Source organism: Pseudarthrobacter sp. rb (assembly GCF_056389225.1).
In genome coordinates this window covers 1-20,694 of sequence record NZ_JBWJAR010000012.1, presented here as the reverse complement: position 1 = coordinate 20,694, position 20,694 = coordinate 1, and the positions used below count along the sequence as shown (strand labels likewise).

The 20,694-nt window shown below is 68.1% G+C and carries 19 protein-coding genes; 8 read left to right on the top strand and 11 right to left on the bottom strand.

All coding sequences use genetic code 11. The features are described 5' to 3' along the window. The first annotated feature begins 4 nt into the window (after positions 1 to 4). A complete protein-coding gene (locus tag ACWRN3_RS15550) occupies positions 5 to 736 on the top strand; it encodes an SAM-dependent methyltransferase (protein WP_324643290.1) in 732 nt (243 codons plus the stop codon). Here ACWRN3_RS15550 and ACWRN3_RS15545 read toward each other — a convergent pair. Both ACWRN3_RS15545 and ACWRN3_RS15540 read right to left on the bottom strand, forming a co-directional pair. Further along, a complete protein-coding gene (locus tag ACWRN3_RS15545) occupies positions 733 to 2,157 on the bottom strand; it encodes an MFS transporter (RefSeq protein ID WP_324643291.1) in 1,425 nt (474 codons plus the stop codon). The two genes, ACWRN3_RS15550 and ACWRN3_RS15545, sit on opposite strands and share 4 nt — an antisense overlap. 8 nt (positions 2,158 to 2,165) lie before the next feature. After that, a complete protein-coding gene (locus tag ACWRN3_RS15540) occupies positions 2,166 to 3,512 on the bottom strand; it encodes an MFS transporter (RefSeq protein WP_324643292.1) in 1,347 nt (448 codons plus the stop codon). A gap of 137 nt (positions 3,513 to 3,649) precedes the next feature. On the opposite strand from ACWRN3_RS15540, the gene ACWRN3_RS15535 reads away from it, so the two are divergent. Next, a complete protein-coding gene (locus ACWRN3_RS15535; protein ID WP_324643293.1) occupies positions 3,650 to 4,219 on the top strand; it encodes a hypothetical protein in 570 nt (189 codons plus the stop codon). Positions 4,220 to 4,297: 78 nt separating this feature from the next. After that, on the top strand, positions 4,298 to 5,221 hold the full coding sequence (gene trmB / locus ACWRN3_RS15530; protein ID WP_255173473.1) for a tRNA (guanosine(46)-N7)-methyltransferase TrmB: 924 nt from the start codon (positions 4,298 to 4,300) through the stop codon (positions 5,219 to 5,221). 15 nt (positions 5,222 to 5,236) lie between these two features. On the opposite strand, the gene ACWRN3_RS15525 is transcribed toward trmB, so the two are convergent. Both ACWRN3_RS15525 and ACWRN3_RS15520 read right to left on the bottom strand, forming a co-directional pair. Next, positions 5,237 to 5,683 (bottom strand): hypothetical protein, encoded by a 447-nt coding sequence (locus ACWRN3_RS15525; RefSeq protein WP_255173474.1) that lies wholly within the window; start codon positions 5,681 to 5,683, stop codon positions 5,237 to 5,239. Positions 5,684 to 5,688: 5 nt separating this feature from the next. Beyond that, the gene (locus ACWRN3_RS15520; protein WP_324643294.1) at positions 5,689 to 7,269 is read right to left on the bottom strand and encodes a hypothetical protein; all 1,581 of its coding nucleotides are present in this window, start codon (positions 7,267 to 7,269) and stop codon (positions 5,689 to 5,691) included. Positions 7,270 to 7,484: 215 nt separating this feature from the next. Between ACWRN3_RS15520 and ACWRN3_RS15515 the strand changes: the two genes are divergently transcribed. Both ACWRN3_RS15515 and ACWRN3_RS15510 read left to right on the top strand, forming a co-directional pair. Beyond that, positions 7,485 to 8,303: a DUF1206 domain-containing protein gene (locus ACWRN3_RS15515; RefSeq protein WP_324645321.1), complete on the top strand. Its 819-nt coding sequence runs from the start codon at positions 7,485 to 7,487 to the stop codon at positions 8,301 to 8,303. Between the two features lie 27 nt (positions 8,304 to 8,330). Further along, positions 8,331 to 8,849 carry an SRPBCC family protein gene (locus tag ACWRN3_RS15510; protein ID WP_324643295.1) on the top strand — a complete coding sequence of 173 codons (519 nt, stop codon included), beginning with the start codon at positions 8,331 to 8,333 and terminating at the stop codon, positions 8,847 to 8,849. Here the strand turns inward: ACWRN3_RS15510 and ACWRN3_RS15505 are convergent. Both ACWRN3_RS15505 and ACWRN3_RS15500 read right to left on the bottom strand, forming a co-directional pair. Further along, positions 8,846 to 9,520 (bottom strand): anti-sigma factor family protein, encoded by a 675-nt coding sequence (locus ACWRN3_RS15505; protein ID WP_324643297.1) that lies wholly within the window; start codon positions 9,518 to 9,520, stop codon positions 8,846 to 8,848. The genes ACWRN3_RS15510 and ACWRN3_RS15505 overlap by 4 nt on opposite strands. Next, on the bottom strand, positions 9,517 to 10,017 hold the full coding sequence (locus ACWRN3_RS15500; RefSeq protein ID WP_255173478.1) for a sigma-70 family RNA polymerase sigma factor: 501 nt from the start codon (positions 10,015 to 10,017) through the stop codon (positions 9,517 to 9,519). The genes ACWRN3_RS15505 and ACWRN3_RS15500 overlap by 4 nt, the downstream gene beginning before the upstream one ends. A 305-nt stretch (positions 10,018 to 10,322) precedes the next feature. Between ACWRN3_RS15500 and ACWRN3_RS15495 the strand changes: the two genes are divergently transcribed. Beyond that, positions 10,323 to 10,874, top strand: a complete 552-nt coding sequence (locus tag ACWRN3_RS15495) for a COG4315 family predicted lipoprotein (RefSeq protein ID WP_324643299.1) — start codon at positions 10,323 to 10,325, stop codon at positions 10,872 to 10,874. Positions 10,875 to 10,912: 38 nt separating this feature from the next. Here the strand turns inward: ACWRN3_RS15495 and ACWRN3_RS15490 are convergent, their stop codons facing one another. From ACWRN3_RS15490 to ACWRN3_RS15475, 4 genes are all read right to left on the bottom strand, one after another. Then, on the bottom strand, positions 10,913 to 11,722 hold the full coding sequence (locus ACWRN3_RS15490; protein WP_476741213.1) for a hypothetical protein: 810 nt from the start codon (positions 11,720 to 11,722) through the stop codon (positions 10,913 to 10,915). Beyond that, entirely contained in the window at positions 11,715 to 12,293 is a 579-nt protein-coding gene (locus tag ACWRN3_RS15485) for an RNA polymerase sigma factor (protein WP_255173481.1), read from the bottom strand. Before ACWRN3_RS15485 ends, ACWRN3_RS15490 begins: the two co-directional genes overlap by 8 nt. Positions 12,294 to 12,464: 171 nt before the next feature. After that, on the bottom strand, positions 12,465 to 13,175 hold the full coding sequence (locus ACWRN3_RS15480) for a protein tyrosine phosphatase (RefSeq protein ID WP_476741212.1): 711 nt from the start codon (positions 13,173 to 13,175) through the stop codon (positions 12,465 to 12,467). Between the two features lie 167 nt (positions 13,176 to 13,342). After that, positions 13,343 to 13,954 (bottom strand): DMP19 family protein, encoded by a 612-nt coding sequence (locus ACWRN3_RS15475; protein WP_476741211.1) that lies wholly within the window; start codon positions 13,952 to 13,954, stop codon positions 13,343 to 13,345. 219 nt (positions 13,955 to 14,173) lie between these two features. On the opposite strand from ACWRN3_RS15475, the gene ACWRN3_RS15470 reads away from it, so the two are divergent. After that, positions 14,174 to 17,665 carry a DEAD/DEAH box helicase gene (locus ACWRN3_RS15470; protein ID WP_476741210.1) on the top strand — a complete coding sequence of 1,164 codons (3,492 nt, stop codon included), beginning with the start codon at positions 14,174 to 14,176 and terminating at the stop codon, positions 17,663 to 17,665. A 65-nt stretch (positions 17,666 to 17,730) separates the two neighbouring features. Beyond that, positions 17,731 to 18,762: a family 43 glycosylhydrolase gene (locus tag ACWRN3_RS15465; RefSeq protein WP_476741209.1), complete on the top strand. Its 1,032-nt coding sequence runs from the start codon at positions 17,731 to 17,733 to the stop codon at positions 18,760 to 18,762. A gap of 152 nt (positions 18,763 to 18,914) precedes the next feature. Here the strand turns inward: ACWRN3_RS15465 and ACWRN3_RS15460 are convergent, their stop codons facing one another. Beyond that, positions 18,915 to 20,207, bottom strand: coding sequence for an ammonium transporter (locus ACWRN3_RS15460; protein WP_324643304.1), 1,293 nt, complete (start codon positions 20,205 to 20,207; stop codon positions 18,915 to 18,917). Positions 20,208 to 20,694: the final 487 nt, after the last annotated feature.

The following is a 20,694-nucleotide window of genomic DNA, read 5'->3' as shown; positions in this document are numbered from 1 at the left end:
AGGCATGAGCGAGCACCAGGACACCCAGCACGAAGGGCACGCGCACGACGGCGGCACGTCGCCGGAAGGGGGCGGCGGCGGCAGTGACGCGGCTTCCGCCTGGGACGAGCGGTACCGCAGCAAAGCAAGGCTGTGGAGCGGCAAGCCGAACCCGCAGCTGGTCCGGGAGGCCGGTGGCCTGCGGCCCGGGAAGGCGCTGGAACTGGGATGCGGCGAGGGCGCCGACGCCATCTGGCTGGCTCAGCAAGGCTGGTCCGTGACCGCGGTCGACGTCTCCGCCGTTGCCCTGGAACGGGCCCGCTCCCACGAACTGGCCGAACTGGCGCGGGAAAGCGTGCACGCCTCGAACGGCAATATGGAAAGCCGGATCACATGGCAGCTGGCGGACCTGACGCAGTGGCAGCCGGAAGATTCCTATGACCTGGTGACGTCGCAGTTCCTGCATTCCCAGGAGCTGGACTGGCGGATCCCGCTGCGCACCGCGGCCTCGGCCGTCAAACCGGGCGGAACGCTGCTGGTGGTGGGCCACCACCCGGACCGGCTGCCGCCGTGGGGTCCGGGGCACCACCATGAAGGCATGTTCTACACCGGGAACCAGCTGGTGCGGGAACTGGGACTGGATCAGCCCGGATGGCAGCTGGAGGTCCTCACCAGCCGGGAGCGCCCAGTGACCGGGCCGGAAGGGCAGGAGGCCACCATCGCCGACGTCATCGTGCGCGCCACCCGCCTTTCCTAGCCGCCCACGCGCCCCCCGGCGGTGACGCGCGGTGCCACCAGGACCGCGGCGACCCCGATGGCGGCGGTGAAGGCGAAGACCCCTGCGAAGGACTGGACCGGCGTCGTGAATGCCGCGAACACAATCCCGGTGGTGGCCAGGGACAGCGCGCCGCCCAGGGAGTCTGAGATGGACATCGCGGAGCTGTTGAAGCCTTCGTTCTCCTTAGTGGACAGGGCCAGGGTCATCACGCTCAGGCGGGGGTAGAGCAGGCCCATGCCACCCCCTGCCAGCACCCAGCCCGCGATGGCGGTGGCGGGCGGCCAGTGCAGCGCGGTGGTGGCCAGGGCCAGAGTTATTGCGGCCAGGACCATGAGCGAACCGGACTGGACGGCGCGGCGGTGCGGCAGCCGTGTGCCCATCCGGCCCTGCACAGCGGCGGCCCCCGCCCATGCCAGCGCGCCGCCGGTGAGGGTCAGGCCGGCCAGTGTGGGCGGGAACGAATACTGGTCGATCAGGAGATACGGAAGGTAGACCTCGGCGCCGAAGAACGAGGCCGATGCAAGCCCCCGGGCAAGGATGACGCTGGGCAGGCCGCGGCGGGCGGCGAGGGTGCCGGAGGGCACCAAAGGGCGCACAGCCACCAGGGCAAGGACGACGGCGGCGAGCGCCAGGAGTGCCGTGGCTGCCGGGAAGCCGGGGATGCTGGCGTCCGCGGAGAGATTGAGCCCCAGCACGGCGAGCGCGGCCAGTGCCGCCCATCCCAGCCGGCCCAGGGCCCACGGCTGTGCGGTTTCGTCGGGTTGGCCCGTCCCGGCCGGCCGCCCCTCCGCGTCGGGTCCGTCCAGTCCGCGCAGCACGGGCACGATCATCGCGAGCGCCGGAATGACCAGGCCCACCACCCCCAGGAACACCCAGTGCCAGCTGAAGACCTGCGCCACCACACCTGCGGCGAAGGGTCCCACCAGGGACGGGACCACCCAGGCGGCCGAAAACGCAGCGAAGATCCGAGGGTGGAGGGGGCCCGGGAAGAACCGCGCCACCAGCACGTACAGCGCGACCGTGAGGGCGCCGCCGCCCAGCCCCTGCACCAGGCGCCCCACCACGAGCATGGGCATGGACGCCGAGCTGCCCGCGATGAGCAGGCCCAGCACGAACAGCGCCACCGAGGCATACAGCGGCGCGGCCGGCCCTCGGCGGTCTGACCAGTTTCCGGCTCCCACCATGCCGATCACGCCCGTGGCCATGGGCCCCGCAAAGGCCAGCGCGTAGAGGCTTCCGCCGTTCAACTCCCGGCTGACCAGGGGCATGATGGTGGTCACGGCAAGGGATTCGAAGGCGGCCAGGAACACCAGGGCGCAGGTTCCCACGGTCACCCAAAGGTATGGTGGCCGGAAGATCCCGGCGGCGTCGCGGGTTCCCGGGAGCGTGGAGTCCTGCACAGCGGTTCCTACTCCACGAACCGGTTCCGGCCGGACCGGTAGCCAAAGACCGCCGCGAGCAGGCCCACCACCATGAACAGGACCCCGGCGGGAACGAAGGACCCCGTTGCCTGGTGGAGCTGGCCCACCATGAGGGTGCCCGTGGAGCCAACTCCGTAGCCCACACCCTGCATCATGCCGGAGAGGTGGGCGGCGGTGTGCCCGTCACGGGTGCGGAGCATGATCAGGGTCAATGCGGCGGCGGTGAGGCTTCCCTGCCCCAGTCCCAGCAGGCCGGCCCACACCCAGATGAGGTTGAGCGGGCCGAGGATGCTCAGCACGAATCCCCCGCCGGTCATCAGTGCCACCACCGTGTTGATGGCGCGCTGGTCGCGGAACCTCGCAGCAAGGGCCGGCGCGAACAGGGAGCCCAGCATCTGCAGCACGATACACACGGCAACGATCAGCCCTGCGGTGGCCCCGTCCACGCCCCTTTCGCGGAGGATCGGCGCCAGCCAGGCGAAGCCACTGAAGGACATCATGGCCTGCAGCACCATGAAAATAGTGACCTGCCAGGCGACCGGTGAGCGCCACACATTCACGCCGTCCTTGACGGCCTGGTGCCGGACACTTCCCTGCCGCACGGCAACGGGAAGGAACAACAAGAGGACGACGGCGGCGGGCAGCGCCCAGACCCACAGCGCCTTGGTCCACTCCCCCGTCGCCGTGTAGACCGGGTAGGTGAAGCCGGCCCCGAGGGCGGCTGATGCGCAGATCGCGGTGGTGTAGAGGCCGCCCATGAGCCCCAGCCGGTGCGGGAAGTCGCGCTTCACCAGCCCGGGGAGGAGCACGTTGCACAGGGCGATTGCCGCCCCGCAGGCTGCCGTTCCAACGAGGAGGGCCGGCAGGTGGCCCGAACCGCCGGCGGCTGCCCCGGTGTCCACCGGCCGCAGCAGCAGTCCAGCGGTCAGCAGTGCCATGGCGCCCAGCAGCACACGCTCCGCGCCGAACCGCCGGGCCAGGACCGGGGCGACGGGTGCGAACACGCCCAGCAGTGTCACGGGAACCGTGGTCAGCACCACCACGGACCAGCCGGGCAGCCCGGCCTGCGATGTCACTTCCGGCAGGACGGCGGAGAGGCTGGAAAAGACGCTGCGCAGGTTCAGGCCGATCAGGACCAGGCACACACCCAGATATGCCAGGGCGCGCCGGCTGCCCACGCGGGTGGGTTCCGCAGGCGGCAGCTCATCAATTTCTGCATCCACCAGGGTGCTGAGGTCCACCAGGCTGCTGCCCGTCCTGGTCCGGCCATGGGCTTCCCCGGAGTCAGCCCTTCGCTGCTGCATCCCCGGTTCGGCATTCGTTGCGTCGGTCATCCGCCCATTCTTGCAGGCGGGCACCGGCGTGGAGTTTTCCACATACGGACGTGCGCACCTTCCGGCGCTCCAGGCAGATTCGTAGGTTGTTACCAGCCGCGGCCACGCACCTGGCCGCACCTAGCAACGGGAGCACCATGGAAACGACACCGCAGCCGGGATCACCCCCCGCCCCGCCCGAGAGCCGGACGCTGAAGGGTGGACCACTGGAGGGCACGGAGTTGGAGGGCACAGCGTCGGAAAGTGCAGGGCTGGAGGGCACGGAGTTGGAGGGCACAGCGTCGGAAAGCGCAAGGCTGGAGGGCGCATCGCCGGAGAACGCACCGGCGGACGGGACGGGGCCGCCTCCCTTCCACGGCGGCCCTGGTCAGCCGCCGGGAGCGCCCGGTCATAAAGCGACGAACAGCCTGGTCCTGGCGATCCTTGCCCCGGTCAGCATGCACCTGACGGGACCGTTCGCCGGGCTGGCCATGCTCCTGACCTATTCGGACAACGGCTACTCCCGCACTCCCTGGGTAGCTCCCTTCGTGCTGTTCAGCCTGCCTCTCCTCTTCGCCTTCCTCGGTCTCCGGCTGGCACTCCCGGCACTGAAACAGTTGCCACGGGGATCAGGAAGCCGGTCCGTGGCGGCAGTTGCCCTCTGCATCTGCGGCGTGGTCTTCGCCCTGGCACTCGGTCCCGCACTCGACCTCATAGGCGTGTTCTGAGCATCGGAGTGCTCCGGGCACAGGCGTATTCAGGGCGTTCCGATCGTCCATCGTCGCCGCGGCGCTATTCTGGAAGGGATGAGCGAATCCCCTGAAAACCCCCAGCAGCCGCATGTCCCCAGGCCCGTGACGCCCGGCACCCAGGCCTCCTTCGGCACGTACGGCGGCCGCCCCGTCAGTTTCGTGCGCCGCGGCACCAGGCTTCAGGGGCGCCGGCAGGCCGCCTGGGCCGAGCACGCCGAGCGGTGGGCAGTCAACGTGCCACGGCATGTAGCCAACACTTCGGTCCACCCCGACTACACCTTTGACGCAGCCACAGAATTCGGCCGTGAAGCCCCGCTCATCGTCGAGATCGGATCCGGACTCGGCGACGCCATCTGCCATGCGGCGGAACAGAACCCGGACACCAATTTCCTGGCCGTGGAGGTCTACACGCCGGGGCTGGCCAACACGATTATCAAGATCAACAGCAGGGGCTTGAACAACGTCCGCGTGGTGGAAGCAAACGCACCCGAGGTCCTGGCCACCATGCTGCCCGAAGGCTCGGTCAGCGAACTGTGGGTCTTCTTCCCGGACCCCTGGCACAAGTCGCGGCACCATAAGCGCCGCCTCATCCAGCCCGAGTTCGCCGGGCTTGCGGCACGGGCGCTGAAGCCGGGAGGCCTGTTCCGGATCGCCACCGACTGGTCAAACTACGCTGTCCACGTCCGGGACGTCATGGCGGGTTCGGGAGACTTCGAAAACCTGCACACCGGCGAGCGCCGCGGCCCCGAAAGCCCCCTGACGCAGGTGTGGCAGTCCGGCGTCGAATCGGTGGTGGGCGGGGCGCCGGTACGTGAGGGGCGCGCCCCGGTCAGCACGGAACACACCGGGCCCAACGAGGGCGTGGACGAAACAGGCGGCTGGGCTCCCCGCTTCGAGGGCAGGATCCGGACCAGCTTCGAGGCAAAGGCCCACGAGGCCGGGCGGCTGATCTTCGATCTCTGCTACCGGCGCCGCTGAGGCCCGGGGACGCCCCTAGCCGACGTTGATGGCGGCCACGATCTCCTTGAGCATGGCCAGGCGCGGTTCCGCTTCCGGGTTCAGGTAGGGCCAGACGACCACGACACCGATGAACCGGCCGCTTTCCCACACGCCCACTGTGGCCGCCACCTTGGCGGGGCCGCCGTCGTCGTCATATCCCACCACCACGGCGTAGGCCGCCTTGCCGGGCAGGTTCAACTCGCCCTCCGCCAGGAGGGTGCCGCCGCGGTCCTCAAGGTAGAAGTCAGCCATCAGGTGCGCCCAGCCGTTGGCCTGCGGCGCATCCTGCACGGAGGTGTCATCCTTGATGACGGTGACCAGGACGCCGCCCAGCAGGCCGTACTGTTCGCTGTTGGGCCCGGCCGTGGAATCCTCCAGGACCTGGGTGTGCTCGGGAAAATCTGCGGTGAAGCCCAGCGGGGATTCGATGTGCACTGACATTGGTTTCAGAGCCTCTCGAGCTTGGTGTCGTTGGGGACTTTATAGTACGTGGACACATTGGTGGTGGCCTGGTTCTCGGTCTTGACGTCCACTTCACCCACCTTGACGTCGAACCCGGCCTCGTTGGTGGCCGTCACGACGGAGTTCACCTGCACGGTGGCGGAGCCGGCCTCGTACAGCCGGGCGGCATCTCGGGCGGCACCCGCATCATTCCCCAGGGCCACGTTGCGCAGGTAGCTGTCGATGACCGGGCGGTTCTCGGGCGAGTAATCGACATCGATCCTGACGCTGCCCTGGGTACCGGCCGTCACGGTGGAATCGAACTTCGCAGCCTCGGTCTTCACACCGGACGTGACGCCCTGGGCCACGGTCCCGTCCATGGAGACGGACACGGAATCGATGTTGTTGTCCTTGTCCATGTTGACCTGCAGGCCGCCCTTGCCGGAGGCCTCGAAGACCCGGCCGTCCAGCTTGAGCTGGCCCTGGGCGGAAACCTCCCCGCTGGCTGTGGAAGTACCGTCCGTCAGGTTCCGCTCATACGCAAGATCGAGCTTCGCCCCGCCGGACGCCGTGCCGGACTCGCCGCTGGCATCGAGCGAGAACGTGCCCTTGGCCTTGTCCGTCTGTCCGGTGGAGCCGTTGTCCTTCGCCGCATCATTGATGGTGTCCAGAATGTATCCGGGCGGGTTGCCGGCCACATCCTTGATTTCACCGATGCTGTCCGGCGGAAGGTCGCGGTACATCTGCCCGCGGGCAGCCATGGCTTCCTCCACGCTGCCGAACGTGTACTCGCGGGACACCTCGCCGGTGAGCGTCGCCCCCGCCGTGCCGCTGGCGTCGTTGACGCCCAGGCCCATGTTTCCGTACACCTTCATGGTGGCGGAGCCGTCGGCGTTCTCCACCACTTCGGTCCCCACCTCGGCGCCGCCGTGGACCCAGGCAACCCGGGCTTCGATGGAGGCCTTGCCCGTTTCCGTGTAGACCGGGATGTCTGCTTTGGCCAGGTCCTGCAGGTGCTGTTTTGCCAGCTCCTGCGCGGACGCCGGAATGCCGCCATCCATGCGCATGAGGTCCTCGGCGAACGGGCCATCGCTGCCCTCGCCCTGGATCAGGTACGCCCGGTCGGCATCGGACAGGCCGGCCCACCACTTCGCCTGCTCTTCCGGGCTGGCGTTGAGCATCCGGTCCAGTCCCGTTTCGAGCTCCCGGCGGTGTTCGGCAGCCGCCCTGGCTTCTTCGGCCCTTTCCTTGAACCACTCCTTCGCCTGGGCGGCCATCGAGGTGAGCCGGTCCCAGGTGCTGCTGCCGGAGCCGCCGGTTCCGGCCGTTGACGCTTTTTCCTGCTCGTCGGCATGCTTCATCAGGATTTTCGAGTTTTCCCGCAGGCTTGCCACCACTTTGTCGAGGCTGGGACGGTGGCTGGCACTCCACTCCTGGCGGAACCGTTCACCGTCCCGGCCCTTCCACGGCGCGGACTGGATCTGGCTGTGCAGGGACCCTGCGCGGCTGCTCAACAGTGATGCTGCCTGGTCCGCGGCCTTGGCCAGCGCCCGCAACTGGCTGATGTCTGCGCCGTAAAAAGTCATGGTTTCCCCCGGAAAAGAGTGCGGTACGTGTCGATCGCTGGTCCTTATGGTTGCACAGGTGCCGGAACCGGGCGATGGGGATCCCTCCCCATCGCCCGGGCGTGCCCGCCCGACTGTTCCGCGCCCCGGCGGCGTGGGACGATTGGCCTTGTAAGAAGGGCACGCACACCGGCGCACAACCGCGCCTGTCCAAAGGAAAGACGATCAAAGAAGAACTGAAGCAGGTCGTTGACAAGGCCGAGGACGTCACCAATTCGCGGGTCCTCGAGTTCCTGGCCCGGACCGGGTTCGCGGCCAGCGGCATCCTGCACCTGCTGGTGGGTGCCATCGCCATCCGCCTGTCCATGGGCGGCACCGGGCACGCCGATTTCAGCGGCGCCGTGGCTGAGCTCGCCACCATGCCTGTGGGGCCGTTCCTGCTGTGGGGAAGCTTTGCCGCCTGCGCAGCCTTGTCACTCTGGCAGGCCGGTGACGCGATCTTCGACTTCAACCACCAGGCCACCAAGAAAAAGGTCAAGAACAAAGCCAAGGCCGCGCTGCAGGCAATCGTGTATGCGGTGCTGGCGCTGACTCTCTGGCATTTCGCCACGGGTACAGGCACCGGCGATGACAACCGCAAGGCCACCAGCGACTTCACCATTTCCATGATGGCTGCCCCCGGCGGCGTGGCACTGCTGGTGGTGATCGGCGTGGCAGTCGCTGTTACGGGGGTGGCCTACGGTATGCGGGGCCCCAAGAGAAGCTTCGAGAAGCAGCTGCGGATGCCTGCCGCCGGCGCGGCCCGGACCGCTGTGCTGTCCCTGGGCATTGCCGGCTACCTGGCCAAGGGTCTGGTACTGCTGCTGACGGGGCTGCTCATCGTCATCGCCACCATCAAGGAACACCCGGAGGACTCCACCGGCCTGGACGGCGGCCTGCGTGCACTCCGCGACCAGCCCATGGGCCCCTATCTCCTGGCCGCGGTGGGAGCCGGGCTGGTCTGCTACGGCGCGTATATGATCATGCGCGCCCGGCTGGCGAAAATGACCAAGTAACACCCTGCGGCGTGGTTAGGTTGGGGCATGCCCCAGGTACGCGCTGAACGCCTTATCCGTATCGATCCGGAGACTGCGTTCGCCCTCTCCCAGACCACGGGAGACTTCCGGCTCAAGTGGGACCCCTTTATTTCCGCCCAGGGCTTCCTTGACGGGGCGCGTGCGGCGGGAAAGGGCGTCCGCACCCGGACCAGGTCCCGGCTGGGCCTGGTGATGGTGAGCCAGTACGTCTCCTACGCACCGCCACGGAACGTCGGAATGACCATGGTGGCCGGGCCGTGGTTCTTCACGAACTTTGGCGGTGGCTGGCGGTTCACGGCGGACGACGGCGGCACCCGGGCGGTCTGGAAATACACCTTCTCATGCCGTCCGGCTTTGCTCCGGCCCCTCATGGAAGGGATCGGCAGCCGGCTGCTGGGCTACGAGATCGAACGCCGGATCGAGGCCTTCGCCCGCGCCTGCGAGGACCCCGCCCTGGTGGCGGAATTCCGGGCACTGGGGAATGCCGGTGAAGCAGCCAACCAGGCCAGGAACCCGCAGCCCTAGGGAACGGTGATGACCGCCACGGCCCGCTGGGCGCCGTCGCGCAGTTCAACGCTCGAGATGCTGCCCAGCTGGATGGGCGTCGCCCCGGTGACCTTGACCTTTCCGCTGGGGGTTGCAGTCCAGGCGCAGGCCCGGTCCTCCGTGCCTGCCCGGTCCCGCACCCACAGCGAGAGGGTCCCTTCCGCCGGCAGGCTGCTGCCGCTGACCGCAAGTTCGGTCCCCCAAGTCTTCCGGGCCATGTCGATGTTCACCTGGAGCCCTCCGCCGGACGCCACGGAATAGGTGGCATCCGGCTGCGGCGGCCTGACGAGCAGGGGCCCCACGGCCAGGCCCACAGCCAGGCACGCGGCGGCAACAGCCCCGGCCAAAGCCGCCCACCGCCGTCGTAAGGTCCGACGGCGGTGCGCCAGTTCGTTGAACAGGCGCGCCGGGGTGTTGGCATCAGTTCCCTCGCTGCCGCCGGGCACGGCGCTGCTGCCTGGAATGCCGCTGAGCGCCACTGCGTCAGGAACGGGAAGGGAATCAAGGAGCATGGGCACTTTCTCCAGTACCGCCAGTTCCTTGCGGCAGGCGGCGCAGTCCTGGAGATGCGCCTCGAACAGGGTGAGGTCGGCGGGGTCAAGGCCGCCCAGAACGTAGGCGCCCAGCAGGTGGTGCGGGTTGGTGTTCACCGTTCCACCCCCATTTCGTCCAGGATGGTGCGCAGGGCCCGGAGGGCGTAATAGGCGCGGGACTTGACGGTGCCGCTGGGGATGTTGAGCTGGACCGCGGCCTCGTTGACGGTGAACCTGCGGTAATGAAGGGCCACCAGGACGTCCCGGTGTTCCTTGCTCAGCCGCAGCAGCGCTTCCTCCATCAGGACCCGGTTGAGCAGCTCGTCAACGCGGCCCATCACCTCGGCGGGGTCGGTAAGGCTGCTTTCCAGCGCCTCGTGCGGACGGCGCTGGCTCCGGCGGTAGTTGTCGATCATGATGTTCCTGGCTGTGCGGTACAAGTAACTGCGGAAGCTGCCGTTGATTTCCGGGGCATGCTGCCAGACGCGGAGCACGGTTTCCTGGACCACGTCCTCCGCGAGCTGCGGATCCCGGGTGGCGCTGAGCACGAACCGGCGCAGGGCGCTGCCGTGTTCACGGTAGATGGCCTCCACCACGTTGTCGTCGAGCGGCATCCCGCTCCTCCCGTCACTGCCCGTTCCCGCCACTGTCCCGCCCAGACACTGCCCCGCCCAGATCACTGCCCTGCGCACATCGATGCCCTGGGCACATCAATGCCCGCGGGGAACGCCACGGCATCTGCGCTCCCGGCTGTTACCACGACAGGGAACAGGAATCGGTTCAATCGGACAGCGCCACAGCGTACCTGTGAACCATTCTTTACCCGGAGGCGTCGTAGGGGTTAGCGCCCCATGATCCAGAAACGGGCGCCCGGCCGAAGAGGCACCAGCCAAGAAAGCACACAGCCAAGGAGCACACCATGAAACAGCATCTCGGGGCAGGCCTTGCCATCCTGGCCCTGGCGGCAGCCCTCACCGGTTGCGGCAGCAACGCCGGCACCACCCCGGCGGCCACGGCCCCGGCCACCACCGGCGCGTCCTCCTCCAGTGCCTCCTCCACGGCACCGTCGGGCTCTGCACAGTCATCGAAGGCAAGTGCCGCCGTCGAGCTTAAGACAGCTTCCTCTCCGGACGGCAGCATCGTCGTGGACGCGAAGGGCATGAGCCTCTACTTCTTCACCAAGGACACCAAGGACTCCGGCAGCAGCGCCTGCACCGGTTCCTGCCTGGTCCAGTGGCCGCCGCTGACCACCACGTCGGGATCCCCCACCGCAGAGGGCGTGACCGGGAAGCTGGGCACCATCACCACGCCTGACGGCAAGAAACAGGTGACCTTGAACGGCATGCCTCTTTACTACTTCGCAAAGGACACTAAGCCGGGCGACGTCCTGGGCCAGGGCGTGGGCGGAGTCTGGTACCTGTCCGACCCGTCGGGCGCCATGGTCAAGGCAGCGCCGGCCCAGGGCTACTAGGCAAAGCTCCGCGATCCGGGAGAGCTGCAGGACCTGCCCTACTTCAGGGGAACGTCCGGGGTTTTGCCCGGGAGCGGGATCTCGGTAGGCAACGGAACGGGCAGCTTGGGGCCCTGTTCCAGGCCCTTCCTGACGTCCCCCGACACGTCGGTGGGCAGTGCAGGCTCCGCGGGAACCTGGGCAGGCTTCTGCGTAGCCGTCCCGTGAGTGGGGGTGTTTCCCTGCCGTGCCGGAACGCCCGACGGCGCCGCGGCGGCAGGTGCAGAGGCGGGCGCGGGTGCCGGTGGGACGGCATCCGCGCTGCTGGTTGCCGACGGCCGGGGTCCCGCCGGACCGGGTACCGGAGCCGGTTTGGTGTCGTTGCCGGAAGGTGCCGCCGCGGATCCAGTTACGAACGAGGTGACGGCATGGTTCAGCTGGGAGATGGAGTCGCGGAAGCCCTGGTCGGAGGCGGCAGCCACTGCGCCGCCGGCAGCGAGCGAGGCAGCCACCGAGAGTGTAGTGAGCGTGATGCGGCGCTTGGCCCTGCGGCGGGCTGCGAGTTCATCAGCCGGTTTCAGTGGGTTGGGTTGAGCTGGGCTCGGTTGAGCTGCCCCGGCGTCCGCGGCGGCCCCGGCGGTGGGAAGCACTGTGGTGGCGGCCGGCACACCAACGGGCAGCACGGTGGTGGCGGCAGTTGACGTGCCTGCCATCAGCGCTGCGATGTCGGCGGAGGGTGCCGGGGCCTCTGCCGCCAGTGCACGCAGGTTGAGCAGGGCGTCACGGAGCTGGCCGTCGTCGTCCATGCCTGCCTCCAGCAAAAGCTGGTCGACAGCCCCCTGGTTGCGGGATCCTGCGGTGTCACTCATGATGTGCCTGGTTTCTCTTGAGCGTTTGTGCCTTGAGGTTTTGCAGTGCCCGGCGCTGGAGCTGCTTGATGGCTCCGGCGCTCTTGCCCATGATGGCGGCCACTTGGTCGATGGACAGGTCCGCCACGACGCGAAGGGCCAGGACCTCCTGGTGTTCTTCGCTGAGCCCTTCCAGCATGGCTTCGGCGCCGGCCGTCAGTTCCACGGCGTGGTCCTCCGCGGACGGCGTGGTCCGGCCGTCATGCTGGGGGTCGTACGGTGTGAGCTGCGGCCTGCGCTCCACCCGTCGGTAGTGGTCCACCATGCGCGCGTGGGCAATTGAGAAGATCAGCGATTTGGCGCCCTGCAGGCCGCCCGTGAGCGTGCCGATCCTGGAGTGGAAGGCCAGAAAGACGTCCTGGGTAACGGCCTCGGGGTCATCGAGTCCGCGCGCCTTGAGGTACCCGTGGACCGGGCCCGCGAAGGTTCGATAGGCAGCAGCGAACAACACGGCCGGATCAGTTCCGGCTGCGTTGTCGAATATGTCGATCTCTTCTTGGGCCAAAGTGTCCAGCACCAGCGGCTCCTCCATCCCGGGGCCCGGGCTTGCGCCTGGTCCCGGTTTCCGGTTCGGACTGCCAGTTCCCGTGGTATTCCGGCTGCCTTTTTGCGGGTTTGCCAGGGGCGCTCTTCCAAAGGTGCGCGCCCCCGCCCGGCTGCCCGGACTGCGGCCGCAACCGCAGTCCAGACTAGCCAATGAGCCTTAGCGGGCCGAAACCGACGGCGTGTGGATGGTGTTGCCACCCACGGCGGGAACGGCAGGAACAGCAGGAACGGTGTTGGCGCCGTCGACGCCCGGGACGGCCGGAACGGCGGGCACTGCAGGAGCGGACGGAACGGCGGGGATCTCCGGCTTTGCGGCGTCAACGGACACGGAACCCTTGGTTCCGGCACTGGCCTTGGCTGCGGCGTCGGCCTTGGCCACGACGTCGGTGCAGTAGCTCTTGATGTTCGCCTCACCCTGTGCCGCGATGGACAGCGAGGAGAACGCCTTGGAGGAAGCGTCCAGGCCGCCGTGGGTGAAGGCGGTGCACAGGCCCAGGGCGGCGGGACCGGCTGCATCAACGGCGGTGTTGGCCGTGGCGGACCCGGTTGCGTCGGCGCCGGCCTTTTCGTCAGATGCCTCAGCGGACGCGGAAGCCTTGGCTGTGGCCTCTGCGGTGGCGTCGGCGCTCTTCACGGCGTCGATGACTGCAGCGGTGGCGGAGGGGGCAGGGGTGGCCTGCGCGTCAGCCGCTGCTTCGGCGGCGAGCTTGGGGGTGGGTGCACCGAAAAGTTCGTGGGCGGTCTGCTGGGCCTGGGCGGGAAGGACACCGGAGACGGCGGCGGCACCGGTTCCTCCTACTGCCAGGGTTCCGGCGGCCAGGACTCCGGCGGCGACTTTGCTGGTGGCGAGAACGGTGAACACAGACATTTACTTCTCCAAAACCTAGACAACACATCGGACTGGGCCCGCCGGGCGGACCCATCACTGACTACATCGCCTGCGGTTGCGGAAAGGTTACGGGTGCCCGGAAAATTCTTCTTTCGGCCCTCCAAATCGCTGGAAACGTTCCGGATCGCCGGTCCGCTCCGGCTGTTTCACGGCGATCCGGCGATCCGCAGAGCTGAGGCACCGGCTGCTTTACGTTCGGCCAAGTCAGGAACCATGGCAGCGAGCCGCTGGATGTAGGGGCCCACTTCCTCGTCGTCCAGCACCAGCAGGTCCGGTTGGCCACGCAGCCACCGCGCATTGAAGGCAGTGATGTTTTCGCGCTCCAGCAGTTCCTCGAACTCGCCGTCAAGCTCCCCGACCCGGAGGAGGGCGCCGGCAACGGCCCCGCTGTCACCGGCACCGCCGGCCAGGTAGGACGCTTCGGTTCCGGCGGTCAGCACGCCGTAGGCCTCCGCGGCCCGGTTAAACAGGTCCAGGTGCGCGGTGGCCCCCATCCCTGCCATGCCTTCGCGGACCAGCGGGTCGGTGGCGATCCGGCCGCCCGCCATGACGGCGTACTGCGCGAAGCCGCCCTCCAGCGCCTGCGACAGGTAGAAGTCCACCAGGCAGCTTCGGACGGCCACCGGAGACATGTCTTCCAGCCGCAGCGTGGCCCTGCGCATCGCATCGATGATGGCCGCGTTGGCCTCCACCACCTCCTCGTCCCTGCCTCCGATACTGCTGCTGGTCAGGACGACGGGCTGGGGCGTGATGGTCATGGCAATCCTTGCTCGGCGGGGGCGGTGCTCCGGACGCTTTCACGCTACGACGGCCGGTTCACGCCAGCATCGGGAAGGAAATGAACGTCGAGCGAAGTTTTCGGGACGACCAGGGCAGGCAGCCGGCGGCATGGGGGTGCCGCCCGGCGAACTAAGATGGATCAGATAACCACCCACCGGACCCGGCTCCGCCGTGGCCTGCCGAAAGTAGCGCTCACCATGCCATCCCAACCGGACGAAAGTGCGGACCTGGCAATACAGACACCCGCCATCAACGACCGCTCGCTGGCGGCCGGGCTGGCGTATGCCATGGCAAGCAGGGTCTCCGGCATATCGTTCGACGGCGGCACGGGGCTCATGCTGGGAAAGGTCCGGGGCGGCGCGGAAGTTCCGTACTCCACCACGGCCAAGCTGGTCCGGAAGGCCGGCGGCTGGAGCTGCACCGTGGGCGTCTGCAGCTGCCCCGTCCGCAAGGACTGCAAGCACGTCGCGGCCCTGCTGTTCGCGGCCGAGGACAACCCCTCCATCCGGATGCAGCTGCTGGCACCGTCCACCTCCACGCAGGTATCCCGTGCACCGTCCGCGGCCCTCCCGGACTGGGAGCAGGCCCTCAGTCCGCTGATCTCCCAGCCCGGTTCCGCCCCCTCCACCAGCGGGGTTCCCCTGGCCCTGCAGTTCGAGGTGGAGGAACCACCGCCGCACTTTTCCTACACGGGCCGCCGGGACCCGGTTCGCGGCGTCCGGCAGCTCAAGGTCCGCCCCGTCATCATGGGCGCCAAGGGCAAGTGGATCCGCGGTGACGTTTCCTGGAACACCCTGAGTTACCTGAACTTCCGGCGCGAATCGAACCAGGCGCACGTGGAATGGCTGCAGGAGTTCCTGGCCGGCCATTCCTCCTCCGCCAGCCGGATGCACAACTCCGCCGGCCTGTGGCTGGGCCTGAACTCCTACGCCGGCAAGAACCTGTGGAGCCTGCTGTCCGATGCCCCGAAGATCGGGCTCGCCCTGGTCCACTCGCGCGGCACCGAGCCGGTACGGGTGGCCGAGTCCCCTGCCGCCGTCGGACTTTCCCTCAGCCGGTACGGCACCCCCGTGGCTGAGCCGTCCAGCGTGAAAGGCGGCGCCGCCGGCCCCGGCGCCAATGCAGAGGCGTCCGACGGCGGCCTGGAGCTTTCGCCCACCATCACCGTTGACGGGGCCGAGGTTGATCCGGCGGCGGTGGGCACCATCGGCAGGCCCGCGCACGGCCTCTTCTTCACGGCCGGGGAAGCCGCCCTGCCCGGCGTCCCCGACCCAGACGGCATCATTACGCTGGCGCCGCTGGAAAACGGGCTGAGCGAGGAGCTGCTGGCGTTCGTCACCGCGGGAAGCATGCTGCACATCCCGGCCCGGGACGAGTCGCGGTTCCTGACGGGCTTCTACCCCAAACTCAAGCAGACCGCCCGGGTGACAACCCGCGATGAGTCCGTGGAACTGCCCGAACTGGCCGTCCCCACCCTCTCTCTGCTGGCCAACTACGGCGCGGACCATCGGGTGCGGCTGCACTGGGAGTGGCACTACAAAACCGGCAAGCTGGTCACCGCGCAGCCACTGTGGCGCCACCCCGGCGACCACGGCTACCGCGACGACACCGCCGAGGCCCGCATCCTGGAAGGGATCGGCCACCCCTGGGATGTGGTGGCCGCCCTGGGCGAATCGGCGACGGGCGGCTGGGGCACTCCCCGGCTGGCGGCGTCCGCCGAGCTGACCGGCCTGGACACGCTGGCCTTCACCGAGGACGTGCTGCCGCGGCTGCGGGAAGCCCCGGACGTGGACGTGGAGACAGTGGGCGACATCGCCGACTACCGCGAGGCCGAGGAAGCGCCGGTGGTGTCGATCTCCACCAAGGCCACCGAACAGCGTGACTGGTTCGACCTGGGCATCCAGATATCACTGGAGGGCCAGCCCGTGTCCTTCGCCGCTGTCTTCTCGGCCCTCGCCGCCGGCCAGACCAAGATGCTGCTGCCCAGCGGCGCCTACTTCTCCCTGGACCTGCCGGAGCTGCACCAGCTGCGGGCTTTGATCGAGGAAGCCAGGTCGCTGCAGGACAACAAGGACGCGCCGCTGCAGATCAGCAGGTTCCAGGCCGGGCTGTGGGATGAACTGGCGCAGCTGGGGATCGTTGACGAACAGGCCGCCGCCTGGCGGTCCGCGGTGGGCGGACTCCTGGAGGGCGGCACGGACGGGCTGCCGCTGCCGTCGTCCCTGAACGCCGAGCTGCGACCGTACCAGCTGGAGGGCTATAACTGGCTCAGCTTCCTGTACAAGCACGGACTGGGCGGCATCCTGGCCGACGACATGGGCCTGGGCAAGACCGTGCAGGCGCTGGCCCTGATGTGCGCGGCGAAGGAGCTGGCCGTCGCGGCTGCTGCGTCCCTGGAGACGCCCGACGCCGGTGCCGCCGCGGACCCTGGAAACCGGCCCGCCGCCGTCGCACCCTTCCTGGTGGTGGCCCCCACCAGCGTGGTGGGCAACTGGGCCCTCGAAGCCGCCCGCTTTGCCCCCGGGCTGATCGTGCGGACGGTCGGCGAGACCTTCGCCAAGAGCGGCCAGGGCGTGGCGGAGGCCCTGGGCGGGGCAGATATCGTGATCACGTCCTACGCCCTGTTCCGGATTGACTATGACGCCTACGCCTCGCGTACCTGGAACGGGCTGGTGCTGGACGAGGCGCAGTTCGTGAAGAACCACCAGTCCAAGGCCTACCAGTGCGCGCGCAAGCTGCCGGCCGCGTTCAAGCTTGCCATCACGGGCACGCCGCTGGAGAACAACCTGATGGAGTTCTGGGCGCTGACGTCCATCGTGGCGCCGGGCCTGTTCTCCAGCCCCAAGCGCTTCGCCGAGTACTACCAGAAGCCGGTGGAGAAGAACGGCGACAAGGGGCAACTGGAGAAGCTCCGGCGCCGGGTCCGGCCGCTGATGATGCGCCGCACCAAGGACCAGGTGATCAAGGACCTGCCGCCCAAACAGGAACAGATCCTGGAAGTGGTGCTGAATCCGCGGCACCAGAAGGTTTACCAGACGCACCTGCAGCGCGAACGGCAGAAGATCCTCGGGCTGATCGAGGACGTCAACAAGAACCGGTTCACCATTTTCCAGTCGCTGACCCTGCTGCGGCAGCTCAGCCTGGACGTGTCGCTGGTGGACCCTTCCCTGTCCGCGGTGCGGTCCTCCAAGCTGGATGTGCTGTTCGAGCAGCTCGAAGACCTGGTGGCCGAGGGGCACCGGGCACTGATCTTCAGCCAGTTCACCGGCTTCCTGGGCAAGGTGCGGGAGCGGCTGGACGAGGAAGAGATCGAGTACTGCTACCTCGACGGCGGCACCAGGAACCGCGCCGACGTGGTCAGCGAGTTCAAGAACGGCAGCGCGCCCGTGTTCCTGATTTCGCTCAAGGCCGGCGGGTTCGGCCTGAACCTCACCGAGGCCGACTACGTCTTCCTGCTCGATCCATGGTGGAACCCGGCGTCCGAAGCCCAGGCCGTGGACCGGACCCACCGCATTGGGCAGGCCCGGAACGTGATGGTGTACCGGCTCGTGGCCAAGGACACCATCGAGGAGAAGGTCATGGCGCTGAAGACCCGGAAGTCGCAGCTGTTCGCTGACGTCATGGAAGGCGACGCCCTGGCCGGCGGAGCCATCACGGCGGAAGACCTGGCGGGGCTGTTCAAGGAGTAGGGCCCTCCGCCGGGGCTCAACGTCTAAGCTGGTGCCCAACGCGAAACTACAACGTTGGAGAAACATTGCTGCACCAGCTGCCCGTCACGGAAAATCCTGCAGCACCGCCCCTGGTGCCGCTGCGCCCGGACGCATTCGCCACCCCGTACCGGGACCCCGTGTGGGACGGCCCCACCGACCCCATCCTGGTGGCTGACCACCTCACAGGCGGCTGGGTGCTCTTCTACACCCAGCGCCGCGCCACCCTTCCGGGGCTGACGGGGGTGGAATGGGTGCACGGGACCGGCATCGGCGTCGCCAAATCGTCCGACGGCGGCACCACCTGGCGCTACCACGGCACCGCGAACGGACTCGTCCCGCCCGGAACGGAACTTCCGGCAACCCTCTGGGCGCCCGACGTCGTCCGTATTGGCGACCGATGGATCATGTACGTGACCGTCCTGGGCGGCAGGCGCACGGACTGGACCGGGACGGCGGAAATCGTCCAGTTCGCCAGCACGGATTTGGAGAAGTGGGAGTACCTGGGCCGGATCGACCTGGACTCCCCCCGGGTCATCGACGCCGCAGTAGCCCGGTGCGGTGACGGCCGGTACCGCCTCTGGTACAAGGACGAGGCCCGCGGCTCCAACACCTGCAGCGCGGTCAGCGACACTCCGGAGGACCCGTCGTCGTGGAAGCCCGAAGGTGTGGCAATCCCCGGGCGCCCGCACGAGGGACCCAAGGTCTTCCGGCTGGGCGGCAGCTACTGGATGATCGTGGACGAGTGGCGGGGCCAGGCGGTCTACCGTTCCGCAGACGCAACGGGCCATTGGGTCCGGCAGGAGCACTGTGGCGGGCTGATCCTCACGGCGCCGGAATCGGTGGACGGAAGGCCCGTCGTCGGACGCCACGCGGACGTGGTGCCCCTGACGGAACGGGCACCCGGGGAAACGTCCGACGGCGGCGCGCAGCGTGCGCTGCTGGTGTACTTCACGCACCCTTACTGGGGCGGCGAGGACATCGACACGATGGCACCGGACCCGCGCACCCGCCTCAGCCACATCCGGGCGGCAGTGCTGGAAGTGCGGGACGGCATCCTGGTGTGCGTGGAAAACTGACCACTGCACACAGCAGCTGCCGGCACGACGAAGGGCCAAACCCTGGAACTATAAGCCGGCGGCTGCCGGCACCGGTCCAAGGATTGGCCCTGACTCGTGCATTCGGGGCGGGCCCAGCGTGAGCTGGGCCGCCGGAAGGGGACCTGCCGAAGCTAGACCCGCTGCGGCGACCCCAGCTCCACCGGATCCTCATCCATCAGGTAGGCCAGCTCCGAGTGGGCCGCGAGGTCGATGCCGCGCAGTTCGTCCTCGGGCTTGATGCGCAGGCCGCCCATGGTCTTGTCCAGGATCTTCGCCAGGATCCAGGTGACGCCGAAGGAGTAGGCCAGCACCGTGACGGTGGCCAGGGCCTGGATGCCCAGCTGCTCGAAGCCGCCGCCGTAGAACAGTCCGCTGACGCCGTTCGGGGCCTTGTCCGTGGCAAAGAGTCCGATCAGCAGCGTGCCCAGGATGCCGCCCACCAGGTGGACGCCGACGACGTCGAGGGAATCGTCGAAGCCCAGGCGGAACTTCCATTCGATGGCCAGCGAGCAGACAGCCCCGGCGATCGCGCCGATGGCCAGCGCGCCGAGCGGGCTGACTGCGCCACAGGCGGGAGTGATGGCTACCAGCGCCGCGATGAGGCCTGACGCGGCCCCCATGCTGGTGGCCGCACCGTGCCGGACCCGCTCAACAAGGGCCCAGGCAAGCAGCCCGGCGGAAGCAGCGACGGCGGTGTTCAGGAACACCACCGACGCCGACTGGCCGGCAGCCAGTGCGGAGCCGGCGTTGAAGCCGAACCAGCCAACCCACAGCAGGCCCGCGCCCACCAGCACCAGTGGCCGGCTGTGCGGCTTGGCGTGTTCCACCTTGGGCCAGCCGGAGCTCTTGCCCAGGACCAGTGCCAGTGCCAGTGCTGCGGCGCCGGCGTTCATGTGGACCGCAGTGCCGCCGGCGAAGTCGATGGCCTTGATGCCGTTGGCGATCCAACCGCCGACGGTGCTGCCGTCCGCCGAGTCGAACGCGAACACCCAGTGCGCGATGGGGAAGTAGACCACCGTGGCCCAGATGCCGGCGAACAGCATCCAGGCGCCAAACTTCATCCGGCCTGCGGCGGCACCGGCAACGAGTGCGGTGGTGACGCAGGCGAAGAACAGCTGGAACGCTGCGAACAGGATGACCGGAATGGACGCGGAATCATCCTTGGCCAGCAGCTGCCCCATGCCCGGGAACTCGGTGACGTCACCGATGAGCCCCAGTCCGCCCACGGAGTTTCCGAAGGCCATCGAGTAACCGAACAGTGCCCAGAGCACGGCCACCAGGCTGGCGCCGCCGAAGCACATCATCATCATGTTCAGGATCCGGCGGGACCCCACCATACCCCCGTAAAACAGGGCCAGGGCGGGAATCATCATGCATACCAGCGCCGAGCTGGCCAAAATCCAAGCGACATTTCCCGAGTCCATGGGAAACCCCTTTCAAGATGCGAAAAGAACGGTACGTTGCCGTCAGAGCCGTTCGCCAAGTGGGACGCGGGAGGAGAAACCGCGGCCGGCGGAGGGGCGGCTTTTGCCGTCTGATACCAATGTATGGCGGCTATTTTTGGGTAGGTTTCGGGTGTGTTAAATAGTGGTTTCAGCCAATTGCACGCGAGTTTCACAGGTCCCGTTGAGCGCAGGGCGTCACGCTGGGCACGCTTTTGGCCAGGGCACGACGCCGGCGCCCCGGGTTTCCAGGGTGCGCGGCACCTGGGTGCGCCGAAAGCGTGCCGTGCGTGACGCCGCGTCGAACAGTGCAGGCATGCACCTCCAGGACCAGGCAGTGCAGGGCTAGCGGTCTAGCGTCGCTGGCGCGCCGTGTTCGGAGAAAGTTTGCGGCTGCCTCGCCCCGGGCTCTGGCCGGGGATGAGGTTTTGGGCAGATCATGGAGGTGTCTGCCGCGGTGGACGCCGGT

What these genes read in the sequence shown, in the direction of transcription:
- ACWRN3_RS15490 (WP_476741213.1), bottom strand. Translation starts at nt 11,722, where the DNA reads ATGAGTGACACCGCAGGATCCCGCAACCAGGGGGCTGTCGACCAGCTT.
- ACWRN3_RS15495 (WP_324643299.1), top strand. Translation starts at nt 10,323, where the DNA reads ATGAAACAGCATCTCGGGGCAGGCCTTGCCATCCTGGCCCTGGCGGCA.
- trmB (WP_255173473.1), top strand. Translation starts at nt 4,298, where the DNA reads ATGAGCGAATCCCCTGAAAACCCCCAGCAGCCGCATGTCCCCAGGCCC.
- ACWRN3_RS15470 (WP_476741210.1), top strand. Translation starts at nt 14,174, where the DNA reads ATGCCATCCCAACCGGACGAAAGTGCGGACCTGGCAATACAGACACCC.
- ACWRN3_RS15520 (WP_324643294.1), bottom strand. Translation starts at nt 7,269, where the DNA reads ATGACTTTTTACGGCGCAGACATCAGCCAGTTGCGGGCGCTGGCCAAG.
- ACWRN3_RS15550 (WP_324643290.1), top strand. Translation starts at nt 5, where the DNA reads ATGAGCGAGCACCAGGACACCCAGCACGAAGGGCACGCGCACGACGGC.
- ACWRN3_RS15485 (WP_255173481.1), bottom strand. Translation starts at nt 12,293, where the DNA reads ATGGAGGAGCCGCTGGTGCTGGACACTTTGGCCCAAGAAGAGATCGAC.
- ACWRN3_RS15475 (WP_476741211.1), bottom strand. Translation starts at nt 13,954, where the DNA reads ATGACCATCACGCCCCAGCCCGTCGTCCTGACCAGCAGCAGTATCGGA.
- ACWRN3_RS15535 (WP_324643293.1), top strand. Translation starts at nt 3,650, where the DNA reads ATGGAAACGACACCGCAGCCGGGATCACCCCCCGCCCCGCCCGAGAGC.
- ACWRN3_RS15460 (WP_324643304.1), bottom strand. Translation starts at nt 20,207, where the DNA reads ATGGACTCGGGAAATGTCGCTTGGATTTTGGCCAGCTCGGCGCTGGTA.
- ACWRN3_RS15500 (WP_255173478.1), bottom strand. Translation starts at nt 10,017, where the DNA reads ATGCCGCTCGACGACAACGTGGTGGAGGCCATCTACCGTGAACACGGC.
- ACWRN3_RS15525 (WP_255173474.1), bottom strand. Translation starts at nt 5,683, where the DNA reads ATGTCAGTGCACATCGAATCCCCGCTGGGCTTCACCGCAGATTTTCCC.
- ACWRN3_RS15480 (WP_476741212.1), bottom strand. Translation starts at nt 13,175, where the DNA reads ATGTCTGTGTTCACCGTTCTCGCCACCAGCAAAGTCGCCGCCGGAGTC.
- ACWRN3_RS15540 (WP_324643292.1), bottom strand. Translation starts at nt 3,512, where the DNA reads ATGACCGACGCAACGAATGCCGAACCGGGGATGCAGCAGCGAAGGGCT.
- ACWRN3_RS15510 (WP_324643295.1), top strand. Translation starts at nt 8,331, where the DNA reads ATGCCCCAGGTACGCGCTGAACGCCTTATCCGTATCGATCCGGAGACT.